Source organism: Streptomyces sp. NBC_00726, assembly GCF_045161735.1.
Classification (GTDB): domain Bacteria; phylum Actinomycetota; class Actinomycetes; order Streptomycetales; family Streptomycetaceae; genus Streptomyces.
The window spans coordinates 4,585,309-4,601,205 of the sequence record NZ_CP108983.1 but is presented as its reverse complement, the minus strand read 5'-3'; the positions used below and the strand labels follow the sequence as shown (position 1 = coordinate 4,601,205).

Here is a 15,897-nt window from a genome sequence, read left to right as displayed (position 1 = left end):
ACCAACACCCGGTGTCCGGTACGGGGATGGCGCGAGGCCCCCGCGTGCGTGGCTCAGAAGAGGGTGCTCACCTCGGGCTCGGCCAGCTCCTCCTTCAGCTCGGGGCCGTTGTTGCGGACGTTGCTGACGGCGGTCGCGACCGGGTGAGCGCGCATCAGGCCGGGCGGCGGCGGTGTCAGCAGGGCCCGCAGCTCCCCTATGTCGGTGCGCGCGGGGTCCAGCCAGTCGTCCCAGCGGTCCGGGGTGAGCATCAGCGGCATCCGGGGGTGAATCTCGGCGAGCGAGGCCGGTCCGTCGGCGGGGGCGACGGCGAGCGGGGTGGTCTCCGCCTCAGTGGTGATCACCGAGCAGGTGACCCACCACGCCTGCGGGTGGTCGTCGGGCAGGGTGCGGTCGCGCCAGAACTCGTACAGTCCGGCCATCGCGAAGACCGAGCCGTCGGCCGGGGTCACGAAGTAGGGCTGTTTACGGGGCCGCTTGCGGCGCCCCTTCTCCTCCAGCTGCCGTTCCTCGGCGCCGGTCACCCACTCGTAATAGCCGTCGGCGGGCAGGATGCAGCGCCGGGAGACGAAGGGGCGGCGGAAGGACGGCTTCTCGTGCACGGTCTCGGCCCGGGCGTTGATCATCCGGGCGGCGCCCTCCGGGTTCTTGGCCCAGGACGGGACGAGCCCCCATTTCAGTGCCCGCATCTGACGAACCGGGCGCTGGTCGTCCGCGTCTTTCACAGGACGTTCCAGTACGGCGTAGACCTTCTTGGTCGGCGCCACGTTGTAGTCGGGCTCCAGCGCCTCGGCCGGTTCCCACTTCTCCACCTGGAAGAGTCCGGTCAGGTCCTCGGGCCGCCGACTCGCTGCATACCGTCCGCACATGAGTGCCAGACTGCCACGACCGCCATCCCGAACGGACCCCTATCCGGCAAGGAGCCGCCCGCCCCATGGACAGCACCGATCTCGGCAACCTGTGGGACCGCGTCACCGGCACCCAGCCCGCCCCCGAGCAGTGGCTGGTGGTGGTGACCGCGACCGCGGCGCTCATCGCGGTCGTGCCGAACATCCTGTGGCGGATGTCCCGGAACGCGATCACCATCGCGCACGAGGGCGGCCACGGACTGGTCGCCCTGCTCTCCGGCCGGCAGCTCTCGGGCATCCGGCTGCACTCGGACACCAGCGGCCTGACGGTGAGCCGGGGCAAGCCGACCGGGATCGGGATGGTGCTGACCGCGGCGGCGGGCTACACCGCGCCCTCGCTGCTCGGACTGGGCGGCGCCTGGCTGCTGGTGGACGGCCGGATCACGCTGCTGCTGTGGCTGGCGACGGCCCTGCTCGCGGTGATGCTGGTGATGATCCGCAATGTGTACGGGGCGCTGACGGTGATCCTCACCGGTTCGGTGTTCCTGCTGGTCTCCTGGCTGGCCTCGCCCGCCTGGCAGTCGCTGTTCGCGTACAGCGTGGTGTGGTTCCTGCTGCTGGGCGGCGTACGCCCGGTGTTCGAGCTCCAGTCGAAGCGACGGCACGGCGGCGCGCCGGACTCGGACGCGGACCAGCTGTCCCGCCTGACCGACGTCCCGGCGGCGCTGTGGCTGTTCCTCTTCCACGCGGTGTCGCTGTGCTCCCTGATCGGCGGCGGGCGCTGGCTGCTGGGGCTGTGACGGACTGTGACCGGGCTCACTGCTGGCCAAACCTCTAAAGTGAGCGCATGACCGAAAGCTCCGTGACCCCCGCCCTCTGGCCCGCCCCCTTCGCGAGCGGGGCTGTCGACGCGACCGTCACGGTGCCCGGTTCCAAGTCGGTCACCAACCGGGCGCTGGTGCTCGCCGCGCTCTCCTCGGAGCCGGGCTGGCTGCGCCGCCCGCTGCGCTCCCGGGACACCCTGCTGATGGCGGACGCGCTGCGCGCGATGGGCGTACGCATCGAGGAGACGGTGTCCTCCAGCTCGTCGGCGACGCCCGCGACCGCCGGGGCGGAGGCCGCGGGCGAGGCGTGGCGGGTCATCCCGGCCCCGCTGCACGGCCCGGTCACCGTGGACGTCGGCAACGCCGGTACGGTCATGCGCTTCCTGCCCCCGGTGGCCACGCTCGCCGACGGACCGGTCCGCTTCGACGGCGACCCCCGCTCCTACGAGCGCCCGCTGACCGGGGTGATCGAGGCCCTGCGGGTCCTCGGCGCCCGGATCGACGACGACTCCCGGGGCTCGCTGCCGATGACCGTGCACGGCGGCGGCGCGCTGGACGGCGGCCCGGTCGCGATCGACGCCTCCTCGTCCTCCCAGTTCGTCTCGGCGCTGCTGCTGTCCGCGCCGCGCTTCAACCAGGGCGTGGAGGTCCGGCACACCGGTGACCGGCTGCCCTCGATGCCGCACATCCGGATGACCGTGGACATGCTCCGGGCCGTCGGCGCGCAGGTGGACGAGCCGGAGACGGGCGGCGAGCCGAACGTCTGGCGGGTCTCCCCCTCGGCGCTCCTCGGCCGCGACCTGACCATCGAGCCGGACCTGTCCAACGCCCAGCCGTTCCTGGCGGCGGCGCTGGTCACGGGCGGCCGGGTGACCATCCCGGACTGGCCGGCGCGCACCACGCAGCCCGGTGACGCGCTGCGCGACATCTTCACCGCGATGGGCGGCAGCTGCGAGCTGACCGAGCAGGGGCTGACCTTCACCGGCTCCGGCCGCGTCCACGGCATCGACGTGGACCTCTCCGAGGTCGGCGAGCTGACCCCGGGCATCGCCGCCGTCGCCGCCCTGGCCGACTCCCCCTCCACGCTGAGCGGCGTCGCCCATCTGCGGCTGCACGAGACGGACCGGCTGGCCGCGCTCACCAAGGAGATCAACGGCCTCGGCGGCGACGTCACCGAGACGGCCGACGGCCTGCACATCCGCCCGCGCCCGCTGCACGGCGGTACCTTCCATACGTACGACGACCACCGGATGGCCACCGCGGGGTCCGTCATCGGCCTTGCCGTCCCCGGAGTGGAGATCGAGAACGTGGCGACGACCGCCAAGACCCTGCCGGACTTCCCGCGGATGTGGACCGGAATGCTCGGGGCCTGAGACATGCGCCGCTACGGCAAGAACCCCGACGAGGACGACATCCGCGTCCGCCCCAACCGCAAGGGCAACCGCCCCCGCACCCACATCCGGCCCAAGCACGAGGACGCCGAGGACGGCATGGTCCTCACCGTGGACCGGGGCCGTCTCACCGTCCTGGTCGGCGACCGCACGATCGTCGCGATGAAGGCCCGCGAACTGGGCCGCAAGGCCGCGGTGGTGGGCGACACCGTCTCACTCGTCGGCGACCTGTCCGGCGACAAGGACACCCTCGCCCGGATCGTCCGGATCGGTGAGCGCCGCTCGGTGCTGCGCCGGACGGCGGACGACGACGACCCGTTCGAGCGGGTGGTTGTGGCCAACGCGGACCAGCTGGCGATCGTGACCGCGCTGGCCGATCCGGAACCGCGTCCGCGAATGATCGACCGGTGCCTGGTCGCCGCGTACGACGGGGGGCTCTCCCCGCTCCTGGTGCTGACCAAGTCCGACCTGGCGTCCCCGGACCAGCTGCTGGGCGCGTACACCCCGCTGGGGGTGCCGTTCGTCGTCACCAGCCGCGAGGAGCTGGAGAACGGGGACGCGGCCGACCGGGTCCGCGAACAGCTCGACGGCCGGGTGACGGCCTTCGTCGGGCACTCGGGCGTCGGCAAGACCACGCTGGTCAACGCGCTGGTGCCGAAGGAGAAGCGGCGCACCACGGGGGTCGTGAACGCGGTGACCGGCCGGGGCCGGCACACCACCACGTCGGCCCTGGCGCTGCCGCTGCCGGGCTACCGGGGCTGGGTGATCGACACCCCCGGGGTGCGCTCGTTCGGGCTGAACCACATCGACCCGTCGCGGGTCATCAACGCCTTCCCGGACCTCCAGCCCGGGACGGAGGAGTGCCCGCGCGGCTGCACCCACGACAGCCATGAACCGGAATGCGCGCTGGACGCCTGGGTGGCAGCGGGGCACGCGGACCCGGCGCGGCTGGACTCGCTGCGTCGGCTGCTCTCGACCCGGAACAGGCGCGAGGGCGACTGAGCGGCGACCGGGCCGGGCACGTTTGCGATCACTTGCTTCCGGTAAGTGCATAATCACGCCCAGCGGCACCGGCCGGTGCGGGGCGGTGGGCGATGCGGGAGGGTGCGGACGATGGCATGGCTGCTGGTCGTGGTCGCGGGACTTCTGGAGACCGGGTTCGCGGTCTGCCTGAAGCTCTCGCACGGCTTCACCCGGCTGTGGCCGACCATCGCGTTCTGCGTCTTCGCGCTCGGCAGCTTCGGTCTGCTCACCATGTCGCTGAAGAAGCTCGACGTCGGGCCCGCGTACGCGGTGTGGACCGGCATCGGCGCGGCGGGGACGGCCATCTACGGCATGGTCTTCCTCGGTGACATCGTCTCCACGCTCAAGCTGGTGTCGATCTCGCTGGTGATCCTCGGCGTGATCGGCCTCCAGCTCTCCGGCTCCGCGCACTGACCGCCCCGGGCCGGTGTGGCCCGGCTCACCGGCGGGTCGATACTGTGACGGCATGCCCGATTACCACGATGATCTGCGCCTGGCCCACGTACTGGCGGACGCCGCCGACGCGGTGACGATGGACCGGTTCAAGGCCCTGGACCTCAAGGTCGAGACCAAGCCGGACATGACGCCGGTGAGCGAGGCCGACAAGGCCGCCGAGGAGCTGATCCGGGGCCATCTGCACCGGGCGCGCCCGCGCGACGCGATCCTGGGCGAGGAGTACGGCATCGAGGGCACGGGTCCGCGGCGCTGGGTGATCGACCCGATCGACGGCACCAAGAACTACGTACGGGGCGTACCGGTCTGGGCGACGCTGATCTCGCTGATGGAGGCAGGGGAGAAGGGCTTCCAGCCGGTCGTGGGTGTCGTCTCGGCGCCCGCGCTGAACCGGCGCTGGTGGGCGGCGAAGGGCTCGGGGGCGTACACCGGCCGCAGTCTGACCTCCGCGACCCGGCTCCGGGTCTCCAGCGTGGAGCGGGTCTCCGACGCCTCGTTCGCGTACTCCTCGCTGACCGGCTGGGAGGAGCAGGGGCGGCTCGACGGCTTCCTGGACCTGACCCGGGCCTGCTGGCGCACCCGGGGTTACGGGGACTTCTGGCCGTACATGATGGTCGCCGAGGGGTCCGTGGACATGTGCGCGGAGCCGGAGCTGTCGCTGTGGGACATGGCGGCGACCGCGATCGTCGTCCAGGAGGCGGGTGGCAGGTTCACCAGTCTGGACGGTGTGGACGGGCCGGGCGGCGGGAACGGCGCGGCGTCGAACGGGGCGCTCCACCGCGAGCTGCTGGGCTACCTGAACCAGCGTTACTGAGTGCGTCCCGCCCGCAGGGCGGCGTAAGGGCATACGAGGGGCGTGCGGCCGGGTCCGCACGCCCCTTTCGTGATCTTCGCGACCCCTTGTCGGCTTCCCGTATCGGTGCAACTCTGATGATTCCCCCACTTGTGAACTTGTGAATCGGCTCACGCGGTCGCTTCACCGAGGAGGTGGCACCCTTCATGCTCGTCCGTGACGCCATGAGCACGATGGTCCTCACCATCGGCCCGGCCCATACGCTGCGCCAGGCCGCCCGGCTGATGTCGGCCCGCCGGATCGGGGCGGCCGTCGTGCACGACCCCGACACCTGCGGGCTCGGCATCCTCACCGAGCGCGACATCCTCAACGCCGTCGGCGCGGGCCAGGACCCCGACACCGAGACGGCCTCCGCCCACACCACCACCGATGTGGTGTTCGCCGCGCCCTCCTGGACGCTCGAAGAGGCCGCGGCGGCCATGACCCACGGCGGCTTCCGCCATCTGATCGTCCTCGACGACGGCGGCCCGGCCGGCATCGTCTCGGTCCGCGACATCATCCGCTGCTGGTCCCCGTCCCGCCCCCGCCCGGCCGCCCTGGTCGGCTGACCACCCCCGCACATGCGACCGGCCCGGCCCCCGCGGGTGCGGGGCCGGGCCGGTCGTACGACCGAGGGGACTCAGGCGCGCAGCGCCTGCACGGCCGCCTCCAGCCGCTTGCCGAAGTCCTCGTCGGCACGGCGGAAGTTGCCGATCGCGCGCTCGGCGATGTCGTCGCGCGAGACCTTCGCGATGAAGCCGGACAGATTGCCGACCAGCCGGGCCTTCTCGTCCTCGGACATGAGCCGGTACAGGTTCCCGGCCTGCACGAAGTCGTCGTCCTCGGCGTGCAGCGGGGTCGGGTGGTTGCCCGTGACGCCCGTGACGGGGGTGGCTCCCGAGAGCGGCCGGCCCGTCTCGGCGGGGCCGCCGAAGCTGTTGGGCTCGTAGTTCTTCGCGCCCTTGTGGCGGCCGTCGTACAGATAGCCGTCCCGGCTGTTGGTCCGCGCCTCGGTGGCGTGCGGGCGGTTCACCGGGAGGTGGTCGGCGTTGATACCGACCCGGTAGCGGTGCGCGTCGCCGTACGCGAAGAGCCGGCCCTGAAGCATCTTGTCCGGGGACGGACCGATGCCGGGGACGAAGTGCGCCGGGCTGAAGATGGACTGCTCGACCTCGGCGAAGATGTTCTCCGGGTTGCGGTTGAGCTCCAGTTTGCCGATCTCGACCGGCGGGTAGTCCGCGTGCGGCCACACCTTGGTGAGGTCGAACGGGTTGAAGCGGTACGTCGCCGCCTCGGCCGCCGGCATGATCTGCACCTGCACCGTCCAGGACGGGAAGTCGCCGCGCTCGATGGACTCGCGCAGGTCCCGCTGGTGGCTGTCCGGGTCCGCGCCGGCGAGACGGTCGGCCTCCTCGGCGGTGAGGTTCTTGATGCCCTGGTCGGTCTTGAAGTGGTACTTGACCCAGAAGACCTCGCCCGCCTCGTTCTGCCACTGGTAGGTGTGCGAGCCGAAGCCGTCCATGTGCCGGTACGAGGCGGGGATGCCCCGGTCGCCGAAGAGCCAGGTCACCTGGTGGGTGGACTCGGGCGAGAGCCCCCAGAAGTCCCAGATGTTGTCCGCCTCGGAGGAGCCGGTGTACGGGTCGCGCTTCTGGGTGTGGATGAAGTCGGGGAACTTGATCGCGTCCCGGATGAAGAACACCGGGGTGTTGTTGCCGACGAGGTCGTAGTTGCCGTCCTCGGTGTAGAACTTCAGCGCGAAGCCGCGCGGGTCCCGTACCGCGTCGGCGGCACCGAGGTTGCCCGCGACGGTCGAGAAGCGCAGAAACGTCTCGGTCCGCTTGCCGACCTCCGAGAGGAACTTCGCCCGCGTCCACTGCGACACGTCACGGGTCAGCGTGAACGTCCCGTACGCACCGGCGCCCCGCGCGTGCACCACGCGCTCCGGGATGCGCTCGCGGTTGAAGTGCGCCAGCTTCTCCATCAGCAGCTGGTCCTGCACCAGGACCGGGCCGCCGATCCCGGCGGTCTCGCTGTTCTGGTTGTCGGCGACCGGTGCGCCTGCCTCCGTGGTGAGCGGTCCCTGCGTCACGTGCGCCTCCTGCGTCGTTCCCGCACGCCATGCCTTCATGCCGTGCCCGCGTCCGGCCTTCCTGTCCTCCGGCCGACGCCATATGCGATCCTACATTGGACAAAGTCCAAGTCAAATGGACATCCAAAGTCGCACCTATTCAAGACCTGGCCCGTGCGCTGCTAGAATGACGCCCATGAGTGACCTGCTGGAACGACTTCGAGGACGCGGCTGGCGCATGACCGCGCAGCGGCGCGTCGTGGCCGAGGTCCTCGACGGGGACCATGTGCACCTGACCGCCGACGAGGTCCATGCCCGCGCGGTGGCCCGGCTGCCCGAGATCTCCCGCGCCACCGTCTACAACACGCTGGGCGAGATGGTGAGCCTCGGCGAGGTCATCGAGGTCTCCACCGACCGCCGCGCCAAGCGCTACGACCCCAACGCGCACCGCGCCCACCACCACCTGGTGTGCGCCCAGTGCGGTGCCATCCGCGATGTGCACCCGTCGGGCGACCCGCTGGCGGACCTGCCGGCCGGCGAGCGCTTCGGCTTCACGATCTCCGGCGTCGAGCTGACCTACCGGGGCATCTGCCCGGACTGCGCCGCCGCTGCCTGAACGCACCGGACCGCCCCCGGGCCGGGGGCGGTCTTCGCGTGCGCACACGACGGCGCATATGACGACGCATACGACTGAGGGCCGGATCTTCGAAAAGATCCGGCCCTCAGTCTTCAGTAGCGGGGACAGGATTTGAACCTGCGACCTCTGGGTTATGAGCCCAGCGAGCTACCGAGCTGCTCCACCCCGCGTCGTTGTGTTCACAACCCTACGGGACGGCTCGGACCAGTGCAAATTCGTTTGTGCGGCTTCGTTTGCGGGGCTTTGTTTGCGCGGCTTCGTTGCGCGGCTTCGTTTGCGGGGCCGCCCTGACGTGGGGCGGCCCGGCCGCCCCGGGGCTCACGCCGTCAGCTCCTGGTGCAGGGCCTCGCGCAGCCGCGCCGCGCGCTCCGCGACCTCCGCCGGGCCCAGCTCGACCGCCCGGGCGCACCAGCGCTGCCCCTCCGCCAGCTCACCGCGGCGCGCGGCGAGCAGGGCGAGGCGCAGCGCCGCCCGTCCGTGCCCGTCGGCGGCGGCGCGGGTCCACCACAGGGCGGCCTCGCGCTCGCTGCCCTCCCGGGCCAGGAGCAGGCCGAGGTTGAACGCGCCGTTGCGGCTGCCGGACTCGGCCGCCGCCCGGTACCAGTGGCCGGCGCTCTCCACGTCGCCCCGGGAGGCGGCGAGCATGCCGACGCGGACCTGGGCGCGGCGGTGCCCCTGTTCGGCGGCCCGCTCGTACCACTCCTCGCACTCGGTCTTCTCGGGCAGCGGCTCGCCCAGCGCGGGCGGCCCGGGCGGCGGCTGCCGCGCGTCCAGCAGCCCGGCCAGCCGGAAGGCCGCCTCCGCGCTGCCGCCGCCCGCCGCGCAGCGCAGGTGGCGCTCGGCCTCCTGCTCCTCGCCGTGGTGCAGGAGCGCCATGCCGACCTGGAGCGCCGCCTCGGTGTGCCCGGCCGCGGCGGCCCGCTCGTACCAGAGCAGGGCGGTGCGGTCCTCGTCGCGCCCGGCGTAGAGGATGCCGAGGTTGAAGGCCGCGTCGACGCTGCCCGCCTCGGCCGCCTTGGAGAACCAGGGCTCGGCGCCGGCCGGGTCGCCGGCCTGGAGCAGGAGCACGGCGAGCGCGTTGGCGGCCTCGCGGTGGCCCGCGTAGGCGGCGCGGCGGTACCACTGCTCGGCCTGCGCGGTGCGGTCCTGGGCGGCGCAGAGCAGCCCGAGGTTGTACGCGCCGTTGACGTCGCCCGCGTCCATCGCCGCGCGGTACCAGCGCTCGGCGGTCTGCTGCTCGCCCCGGGCCGCGTGCAGCGCGCCGAGGGCATTCGCGGCGTTGCCGTCGCCGTCCTGGGCGGCGCGCAGCCACCACACGGCGGCGCTCTCCCGGTCCCCCGCGTCGCGCAGCAGGAAGCCGAGCGCACAGGCGGCCCGGGCCTCGCCCGCCTTGGCCGACATGAGGTACCAGCGCCCGGCCTCCTTGAGCTCGCCACGCTGTTCGAGGATCGCGCCGAGGTGCAGGGCGGCGCGCCGGTGACCGCGCGCGGCGGCCTGCCGGTACCACTGCTCGGCCTCGCCGCCGCGCGCGTGGCCGGGGCCGGCGACGGGGCCGTCGCCCTCGGCGGCACGGCGGGGCGCGCCGGGGTCCGTGCCCGGGTCCGCGGCGGGCTCCGCGCCCGTGCGCGGGCCCAGGCCGGGGCGGCCGAACACCTCGTGCGCGGCGTCGGCGGCGTTGCTCTCCAGGAGGCGGGCCAGCCGGTAGGCCGCCTCGCGGTGGCCCTGTTCGGCGGCGGCGCGCAGCCAGCGCTCGGCGCCGACGTCGCTGCGGTGCTCCAGGAGGTCGGCGAGGGCGTAGGCGCCGAGCGCGTGGCCCTGCTCGGCGGACTGGCGCAGCCAGTACTCGGCGGCGGGCTCGTCCCCGCGCTCGCGGAAGTGCCGGCCCAGGGCGTGCGCGGCCGCGGCGGAGCCGGCCACGGCGGCGGTGCGCCACCAGCCGGCCGCCTCGTCGGGGTAGCCGCGCTGGTGCAGCAGGACGCCCAGGTTGTTGGCGGCGGCCCGGTCCCCGTCGGCGGTGGCGCCCCGCAGGTAGGGTTCGGCGCCGGCGAGGTCGCCCCGGCGCAGGAGCAGCGCGCCGAGCACGCTCATCGACGCGGTGTCACCGGCGTCGGCGGCGCGGCGGTGGCGTGCCTCGGTCTCCGCGCCGTCCGCGCTCGCCTCGGTCTCCGCCCGCTCGGCGTTCTCCACACCGTCGGCGGTCTCGATGCTCTCTGCGGTCTCGGAAGTCTCGGCGCTCTCGATGGTGTCTTTGTACTGCTCGGCGGCAGCGGCAAACACCTCATCCACCAACTTTTCCGCCGGATGGACGTGCCCCCGCGCAAACCGCCCTGTCTTCAACAGAGTTGACCTGTCCCCCATAAATACCATCGTCGCACCACCTGTAACCCGCGTACACCTGGTATATCGCGGTCAGTGACGTCACTTCAGCGTTTTGTCGACATGCCCACAGAGAGACAAGTCAAACACGTCTCGGGCCAACTCGTGCCCCTCGAACCGCACTTCACGCCCACCTCGCGAAACAGGCCACCACGGCACGACGAAGGCCCGGATCCCCTGGAGGATCCGGGCCTTCGTCTTTCAGTAGCGGGGACAGGATTTGAACCTGCGACCTCTGGGTTATGAGCCCAGCGAGCTACCGAGCTGCTCCACCCCGCGTCGTTGTGTTCAAACCGTATCACGACGCGGAGGTGGAGCTTTACCGGGTTACTCAGCCCCCGCCCTCATCACCCGCCTTGTCCGAAGCACTGGCCTTGTCCGTGGCACCGGCCTTGTCCGAAGCGCCGGCCTGGCTCGCCTTGTCGGGCTTGGCCGCCTTGCCGTCGTCGGACTTGTCGGCCTTGCCGTCGCTGTCCGCCTTGGACTGGGCCGCGGCGGCCCGCTCCAGCGCGTCCTGAAGATCGGTCTGCGCCTTGCCGTAGGCCGTCCAGTCCTGCTTCTTCAGGGCCGCCTCGCCTTCGTCGTACGCCTTCTGGGCGTCCGCGATGGCCTTCTTGAGCGCGGCGTCACCGGTGGCCGGCGGCTGACTGGTGTCCGGCGGCTCGGTGGTGTCGCCCGGTGGCTCGCTCGTATCGGAGCCCTCGGCGCCGAACACGGCGTTCAGGGCCTCGCCGAGGCTGTTCTCGAAGACGATCTTCGAGCCGTACGAGGCGGCGACCTTGCGCAGCAGCGGGTAGTTCTGCGTACCACCGCGCGTGTAGACCGGCTCGATGTAGAGGAAGCCCCCTTCGAGCGGCACGGTCAGCAGGTTGCCGTACTCGATGTCGGAGTCGGTGCCCTTGAGGTTTCTCACGAACTCGGCGACGTCGTCGTTGCCGTTGAGCTCACTCTGTACCTGCCCGGGGCCCTTCACCGCACCGGTGACTCTCAGGAGCCTTATGGTGCCGTAGTCCTTGCTGGCCGCATCGGCGTCCACCGCCATGAACGCCCCGAGGTCGGGCCGCCCCTTCGGGGTGAACGTCGTGGTGAGCGAGAACTTCTGAGCCGTCTGACCCGGCATCTTTATGCTCAGGTAGTACGGCGGGACGGAGCCGGACTCCTTGTTGGTCGGGTCGTCCGGGACCTGCCAGGCGTCACTGCCGCTGTAGAACTGGGCGGGGCTCGTGACGTGGTAACGGGTCAGCAGCTCGCGCTGCACCTTGAACAGGTCCTGCGGGTAGCGCAGGTGGTCCATCAGGTCCTGCGGGATGTCCGCCTTGGACTTCACGGTCCCGGGGAACGCCTTGCGCCAGGTCTTCAGGACCGGGTCCTTGGTGTCCCACTCGTACAGCGTGACCGTGCCGTCGTACGCGTCGACGGTCGCCTTCACCGAGTTGCGGATGTAGTTGACCTGGTTCTGCTGGGCGACGACCGCGCGCTGGTTGGTGGTCAGCGAGTCGGCCGTGGTGTCGCCGAGCGTGGTGCGCGAGGCGTACGGGTAGCCGTTGGTCGTCGTGTAGGCGTCGACCACCCACTGGATGCGCTTGTTGACCACGGCCGGGTAGGCGTCGCCGTCGATGGTGAGCCAGGGGGCCACCGCCTCGACGCGCTCCTTGGGCGTGCGGTTGTAGAGAATCCGCGAACCGTCGCCGATGGCGCCCGAGTACAGGATCTGCGGCTCGCTGAACGCCACGGCGTACGCGGCGCGGTTGAACGTGCTGGAGAGACTGACCCCGCTGTTGCCCTTGTAGCTGGTGGTCTTCTCGCCGTCCTCCTCGTAGTCGAGCTCCTTCTGGGGCCCGCCGACGATGGAGTACTGCTCGGTCTTCTCGCCGTAGTAGATCTCCTGCTTGTACGTGCCCAGGTCGCCGGTGGTCGGCAGTCCGGACTCGGTGAAGTCGGGAGATCCCTTCGGGTTCTTACCGGTCGTGGTCCCCCGGGCGGCGATGGCGCCGTAGCCGTGGGTGTAGGTGAAGTGGTCGTTGATCCAGTTGCGCTTCGGGATGCCCTGGATGTTGAGCTCGCGCAGACCGATGACCGTGTCCTGCTCCTTGCCGGAGGAGTCCTTGTACCGGTCGACGTCCAGCGTCTTGGGGAACTGGTAGTAGTTCCTCTTCTGCTGGAGCTGCTGGAAGGCCGGCGAGACGACGTTGGGGTCCATCACCCGGTAGCTGGCCGCGTCGTTCGCCGCGGCCCGGAGCTTGGTGTCGTCGTCCTCGGTGGACTTGCCCGTGTAGTCCGAGACCTGCGCGTCATCGATGCCGTACGCGTTGCGCGTGGCCTCGATGTTCTTCCGGATGAACGGGGCTTCCTTGGCCTGCTCGTTCGGCTGGACCTGGAACTTCTGCACGATCGCCGGGTAGAGGCCGCCGATCAGGATGGCCGAGAGCACCATGAGCCCGAAGCCGATCACCGGCAGCTGCCAGGTCCGGCGCCAGAGCGTCGCGAAGAACAGCACGGCGCAGATCGCGGCGATGCAGAACAGGATCGTCTTCGCCGGAAGGTACGCGTTGGCGTCGACGTACCGCAGGCCCGTCCAGTTGTCCGTGGCCTTGAAGTCACTGGACTTCACCGCCAGGCCGTACCGGTCGAGCCAGTACGCCACGGCCTTCAGGGTGACGAAGACCCCGAGCAGCACCGACAGGTGGCCGGTGGCCGCGCCCGTCGCCCGCGCGCCGGGGCTGGTGACACGCAGCCCGCCGTACAGGTAGTGGGTCAGCGCGGCGGCGATCAGCGAGAGCACCGTGGCCGCGAAGCCGAAGCCCAGCAGGAAGCGGTACCAGGGCAGATCGAAGGCGTAGAACGACACGTCCAGATGGAACTGGGGGTCCTTCTGGCCGAACGACACGCCGTTCACGTACATCAGCCAGGTCCGCCACTGGCCCGAGGCGGAGGCGCCGGCGATCAGACCGACCAGCGCGGTGACCGCGAGCAGCACCCACTTCTTGTACGGGGCGAGGCTCATCCGGTAGCGGTCCAGGCTCTGCTGCTCCAGCGACATCGCGCTCAGCGGCGGCCGGAGCCGGTGCGCGAGCCAGATGTTCAGGCCGACGGCCAGGGCCATCAGCAGTCCGAAGACGAGGAACAGCCCGATCTTGGTCCACAGGGTGGTGGTGAAGACGGACGAATACGCGACCGACCGGTACCAGAGCCAGTCCGTCCAGAACCCGGCGAACATGACGAACGCCATGGCGAGAATCGCCAGGACGCCCAGAGTCATGAGCAGGGTTCGGGCGCGCCGGGACGGGCGGCCGACTCTGATCCGTGGCCCGGTCGGGCCTCCGCCGCGGTCCGGCATCTGGAAAGCCAACGTGCGCACCTCGAAGTTCGCGGGTCGTGTGGAGCGGGCCCAGCGATCGTAGAGCCCATCCCTTCAACTTACTGATGCTTTACCTAGTTCCCGTTCCGGGGGCGGAAGGAGGCAGGATGTTGTCCATGTCCAACGTTTCCCCCTCAGGCCCCCCGATGGCCGCGAGCCCGCTCACCGTCGCGGTGCTCGAAATCGATGAGTACGTCTCCACCCTCGGCTGGGACCAGCCGGCCCGCCTCTTCGCCCTGGTCGACACCGCGCGGCTGCGGGCGCAGGAGCCCGGCCTGGCCACCCAGCTCGGCCTTGACGACGACGGTGCGAAGGCCGCCGCGCTGACCCCCGTCGAGCAGGAGGAGCTGCCCGCGGGCACGGCGCTGGACGAGTTCCTCGCCACGATCGCCTGGCCCGACGCGGTCGCCGGGTGTGCGATGACGGTGGAGCGGCTGATGCTGCCGCCGTCCGCCGAGGCGTCCGTGCCGGACGGGCTGGACGACGAACGGCTGACCAAGTGGGTCGCCGAGCACCCGGACCGGCAGGAGGTGCGGATGACCGTGGCCGTCCTGCGGGACGGGGCGCGCGAGTCCGCCGTACGCCTGCGCGAGAAGGACTCGGCGAGCGAGGTGCTGACCGGCGCCGGTCTCGTGCCGGGGCTGGCCGAGGCGCTGGCGGCCACCTTCGAGTCCTGACCGCCGCCGTGTGTCGCGGGGGCGCGGTCAGCCTGCCGAGCAGCTCGGCAGCCCGGCCGTGTCCCCCGTACGGAGCTTGTCCAGCGACTTCCTGGCGTCGTCGATGTTCTTGACGCGGATCAGGGTGAGCCCGTCGGGCGTGTCCGCCGCGGCGGCCGCGCAGTTGTCGTCGGGGGTCAGGAAGTAGCGTGCGCCCGCGTTGCGCGCGCCGACCAGCTTCATGGTGATCCCGCCGATCGGGCCGACCTCGCCGTCGTCGTTGATGGTGCCGGTGCCGGCGATGAACTTGCCGCCCGTCAGCTGCCCCGGGGTCAGTTTGTCGAGGATGCCCAGCGAGAACATCAGCCCCGCACTCGGACCACCCACGTCGGCGAGCTTGATGTCGATGTCGAAGGGGAAGGTGTGGTCGGTCCCCGCCTGGATGCCGACGATCGCGCGGTTCTCGTCGGGGTCGGCCTTCACGGTGGTGAGGGTGATCTTCTCGGTTCCCTCGGGCTCCTTGCCGGCCTTCTCGGCCGCCGCCGCGTTCTTGGCCGGGATCACGGTGAAGGTGACGTCCTGGCCGGGCTTGTGCTTGGTGACCAGCTTCGCGACGTCCTCGGGCTTCTCGACCGCGGTGCCGTCGACGTTCTTGATGATGTCGCCCGCGTGCAGCTTGCCCTGCGAGGGACTGTCCTTGACGACGCTGGAGACCACGACGTGCGAGGTCACCGGGATGTTCAGTTCCTTGAGGGCCGCGACCTTGGCGCTCTCCTGGGACTGGCTGAACTCCTCGGCATTCTCCTGCGTCGACTCCTCCTCGGTCTTGCCGTCCGGGTAGAGGGTGTCGTGCGGTACGACGACGCTGTCGTGACCCAGCCAACCGGCGACGGCCTCGACCAGATTCATGCTGTAGTCGGCGCCGGTGACGCGGACCGTCGTCATATTGAGGTTGCCGGACGTCTTGTACGTCTTGTGGCCGGTGATCCGCAGGACGGGATCGCCCTCGACGTCACCGAGCGTGTTCACCGTCGGACCGGGAGACATCTCCGAGTACGGCACTTTGATCAGCACGCCTGCCATGATCAGCGCGATCAGGATCAGCGTGGAGGCGAGCATCGTCGCGGTGCGGCGTGGCATGGAACGACAGTACGGGAAGGGTCTGTCAGTGCACCGCCGGGGCCGGTCCGTACGGGGCCGCGGGCGGGCGGGGTGAGAACGCGGGATGCGGCCTCAGACGTTCGATATCTGCTCCACCGGTTCGGAACCGGAGTGGGACTTCTCCATAGCTTCGCGGAACCTCGCGTACCCGGCGAGCTCGGTGACGTCACCGGTGGTGCGGTTGCGGGCGGCCCAGCCTCCCCATATCGCCGCGCCGAACGCGGCGAAAACCGGAATCAACAACCAGGCGAGCGCTGCCATGCCGAC

Annotated in this window: 14 protein-coding genes and 2 tRNA genes; 8 read left to right on the top strand and 8 right to left on the bottom strand. The window is 70.8% G+C overall.

Annotation, left to right across the window (positions count from 1 at the left end; translation table 11 throughout):
* Positions 1-53 precede the first annotated feature (53 nt).
* Positions 54-869: an SOS response-associated peptidase gene (locus OG338_RS20735; RefSeq protein ID WP_405938747.1), complete on the bottom strand. Its 816-nt coding sequence runs from the start codon at positions 867-869 to the stop codon at positions 54-56.
* Between the two features lie 65 nt (positions 870-934).
* Between OG338_RS20735 and OG338_RS20730 the strand changes: the two genes are divergently transcribed.
* The 6 genes from OG338_RS20730 to OG338_RS20705 all read left to right on the top strand — a co-directional run bounded on the left by OG338_RS20730 (position 935) and on the right by OG338_RS20705 (position 5,940).
* On the top strand, positions 935-1,648 hold the full coding sequence (locus OG338_RS20730) for a M50 family metallopeptidase (protein WP_018105556.1): 714 nt from the start codon (positions 935-937) through the stop codon (positions 1,646-1,648).
* Positions 1,649-1,695: 47 nt separating this feature from the next.
* Positions 1,696-3,045 carry a 3-phosphoshikimate 1-carboxyvinyltransferase gene (aroA, locus tag OG338_RS20725; protein WP_405938746.1) on the top strand — a complete coding sequence of 450 codons (1,350 nt, stop codon included), beginning with the start codon at positions 1,696-1,698 and terminating at the stop codon, positions 3,043-3,045.
* A 3-nt stretch (positions 3,046-3,048) separates the two neighbouring features.
* On the top strand, positions 3,049-4,065 hold the full coding sequence (gene rsgA / locus OG338_RS20720) for a ribosome small subunit-dependent GTPase A (RefSeq protein WP_405938745.1): 1,017 nt from the start codon (positions 3,049-3,051) through the stop codon (positions 4,063-4,065).
* Between the two features lie 111 nt (positions 4,066-4,176).
* Positions 4,177-4,500, top strand: a complete 324-nt coding sequence (locus tag OG338_RS20715; RefSeq protein WP_405938744.1) for a DMT family transporter — start codon at positions 4,177-4,179, stop codon at positions 4,498-4,500.
* A gap of 52 nt (positions 4,501-4,552) precedes the next feature.
* On the top strand, positions 4,553-5,353 hold the full coding sequence (gene hisN / locus OG338_RS20710; protein WP_405938743.1) for a histidinol-phosphatase: 801 nt from the start codon (positions 4,553-4,555) through the stop codon (positions 5,351-5,353).
* Between the two features lie 185 nt (positions 5,354-5,538).
* Complete coding sequence (locus tag OG338_RS20705; RefSeq protein WP_405938742.1) at positions 5,539-5,940, top strand: cyclic nucleotide-binding/CBS domain-containing protein; 402 nt, start codon at positions 5,539-5,541, stop codon at positions 5,938-5,940.
* Positions 5,941-6,011: 71 nt separating this feature from the next.
* Here OG338_RS20705 and OG338_RS20700 read toward each other — a convergent pair whose 3' ends face one another.
* The gene (locus tag OG338_RS20700) at positions 6,012-7,502 is read right to left on the bottom strand and encodes a catalase (RefSeq protein ID WP_405938741.1); all 1,491 of its coding nucleotides are present in this window, start codon (positions 7,500-7,502) and stop codon (positions 6,012-6,014) included.
* A 136-nt stretch (positions 7,503-7,638) separates the two neighbouring features.
* Here OG338_RS20700 and OG338_RS20695 point away from each other — a divergent pair, with 136 nt between their 5' ends.
* Positions 7,639-8,058, top strand: coding sequence for a Fur family transcriptional regulator (locus OG338_RS20695; protein WP_405938740.1), 420 nt, complete (start codon positions 7,639-7,641; stop codon positions 8,056-8,058).
* A 117-nt stretch (positions 8,059-8,175) separates the two neighbouring features.
* On the opposite strand, the gene OG338_RS20690 is transcribed toward OG338_RS20695, so the two are convergent.
* From OG338_RS20690 to OG338_RS20675, 4 genes are all read right to left on the bottom strand, one after another.
* Positions 8,176-8,249: transfer RNA gene (locus tag OG338_RS20690), tRNA-Met, on the bottom strand.
* A gap of 148 nt (positions 8,250-8,397) precedes the next feature.
* The gene (locus tag OG338_RS20685) at positions 8,398-10,446 is read right to left on the bottom strand and encodes a sel1 repeat family protein (RefSeq protein ID WP_405938739.1); all 2,049 of its coding nucleotides are present in this window, start codon (positions 10,444-10,446) and stop codon (positions 8,398-8,400) included.
* Positions 10,447-10,660: 214 nt separating this feature from the next.
* Positions 10,661-10,734, bottom strand: a tRNA-Met gene (locus OG338_RS20680).
* A 52-nt stretch (positions 10,735-10,786) separates the two neighbouring features.
* Positions 10,787-13,792, bottom strand: coding sequence for a UPF0182 family protein (locus tag OG338_RS20675; RefSeq protein WP_405940485.1), 3,006 nt, complete (start codon positions 13,790-13,792; stop codon positions 10,787-10,789).
* A gap of 128 nt (positions 13,793-13,920) precedes the next feature.
* Here OG338_RS20675 and OG338_RS20670 point away from each other — a divergent pair, with 128 nt between their 5' ends.
* Complete coding sequence (locus tag OG338_RS20670; RefSeq protein WP_405938738.1) at positions 13,921-14,490, top strand: PPA1309 family protein; 570 nt, start codon at positions 13,921-13,923, stop codon at positions 14,488-14,490.
* Positions 14,491-14,517: 27 nt separating this feature from the next.
* On the opposite strand, the gene OG338_RS20665 is transcribed toward OG338_RS20670, so the two are convergent.
* Both OG338_RS20665 and OG338_RS20660 read right to left on the bottom strand, forming a co-directional pair.
* Positions 14,518-15,609: a PDZ domain-containing protein gene (locus tag OG338_RS20665; RefSeq protein WP_405938737.1), complete on the bottom strand. Its 1,092-nt coding sequence runs from the start codon at positions 15,607-15,609 to the stop codon at positions 14,518-14,520.
* A gap of 93 nt (positions 15,610-15,702) precedes the next feature.
* Complete coding sequence (locus OG338_RS20660) at positions 15,703-15,891, bottom strand: hypothetical protein (RefSeq protein ID WP_018520835.1); 189 nt, start codon at positions 15,889-15,891, stop codon at positions 15,703-15,705.
* Between the last annotated feature and the right edge of the window lie 6 nt (positions 15,892-15,897).

What these genes read in the sequence shown, in the direction of transcription:
- OG338_RS20735 (WP_405938747.1), bottom strand. Translation starts at nt 869, where the DNA reads ATGTGCGGACGGTATGCAGCGAGTCGGCGGCCCGAGGACCTGACCGGA.
- OG338_RS20730 (WP_018105556.1), top strand. Translation starts at nt 935, where the DNA reads ATGGACAGCACCGATCTCGGCAACCTGTGGGACCGCGTCACCGGCACC.
- aroA (WP_405938746.1), top strand. Translation starts at nt 1,696, where the DNA reads ATGACCGAAAGCTCCGTGACCCCCGCCCTCTGGCCCGCCCCCTTCGCG.
- rsgA (WP_405938745.1), top strand. Translation starts at nt 3,049, where the DNA reads ATGCGCCGCTACGGCAAGAACCCCGACGAGGACGACATCCGCGTCCGC.
- OG338_RS20715 (WP_405938744.1), top strand. Translation starts at nt 4,177, where the DNA reads ATGGCATGGCTGCTGGTCGTGGTCGCGGGACTTCTGGAGACCGGGTTC.
- hisN (WP_405938743.1), top strand. Translation starts at nt 4,553, where the DNA reads ATGCCCGATTACCACGATGATCTGCGCCTGGCCCACGTACTGGCGGAC.
- OG338_RS20705 (WP_405938742.1), top strand. Translation starts at nt 5,539, where the DNA reads ATGCTCGTCCGTGACGCCATGAGCACGATGGTCCTCACCATCGGCCCG.
- OG338_RS20700 (WP_405938741.1), bottom strand. Translation starts at nt 7,502, where the DNA reads ATGAAGGCATGGCGTGCGGGAACGACGCAGGAGGCGCACGTGACGCAG.
- OG338_RS20695 (WP_405938740.1), top strand. Translation starts at nt 7,639, where the DNA reads ATGAGTGACCTGCTGGAACGACTTCGAGGACGCGGCTGGCGCATGACC.
- OG338_RS20685 (WP_405938739.1), bottom strand. Translation starts at nt 10,446, where the DNA reads ATGGTATTTATGGGGGACAGGTCAACTCTGTTGAAGACAGGGCGGTTT.
- OG338_RS20675 (WP_405940485.1), bottom strand. Translation starts at nt 13,792, where the DNA reads ATGCCGGACCGCGGCGGAGGCCCGACCGGGCCACGGATCAGAGTCGGC.
- OG338_RS20670 (WP_405938738.1), top strand. Translation starts at nt 13,921, where the DNA reads ATGTTGTCCATGTCCAACGTTTCCCCCTCAGGCCCCCCGATGGCCGCG.
- OG338_RS20665 (WP_405938737.1), bottom strand. Translation starts at nt 15,609, where the DNA reads ATGCCACGCCGCACCGCGACGATGCTCGCCTCCACGCTGATCCTGATC.
- OG338_RS20660 (WP_018520835.1), bottom strand. Translation starts at nt 15,891, where the DNA reads ATGGCAGCGCTCGCCTGGTTGTTGATTCCGGTTTTCGCCGCGTTCGGC.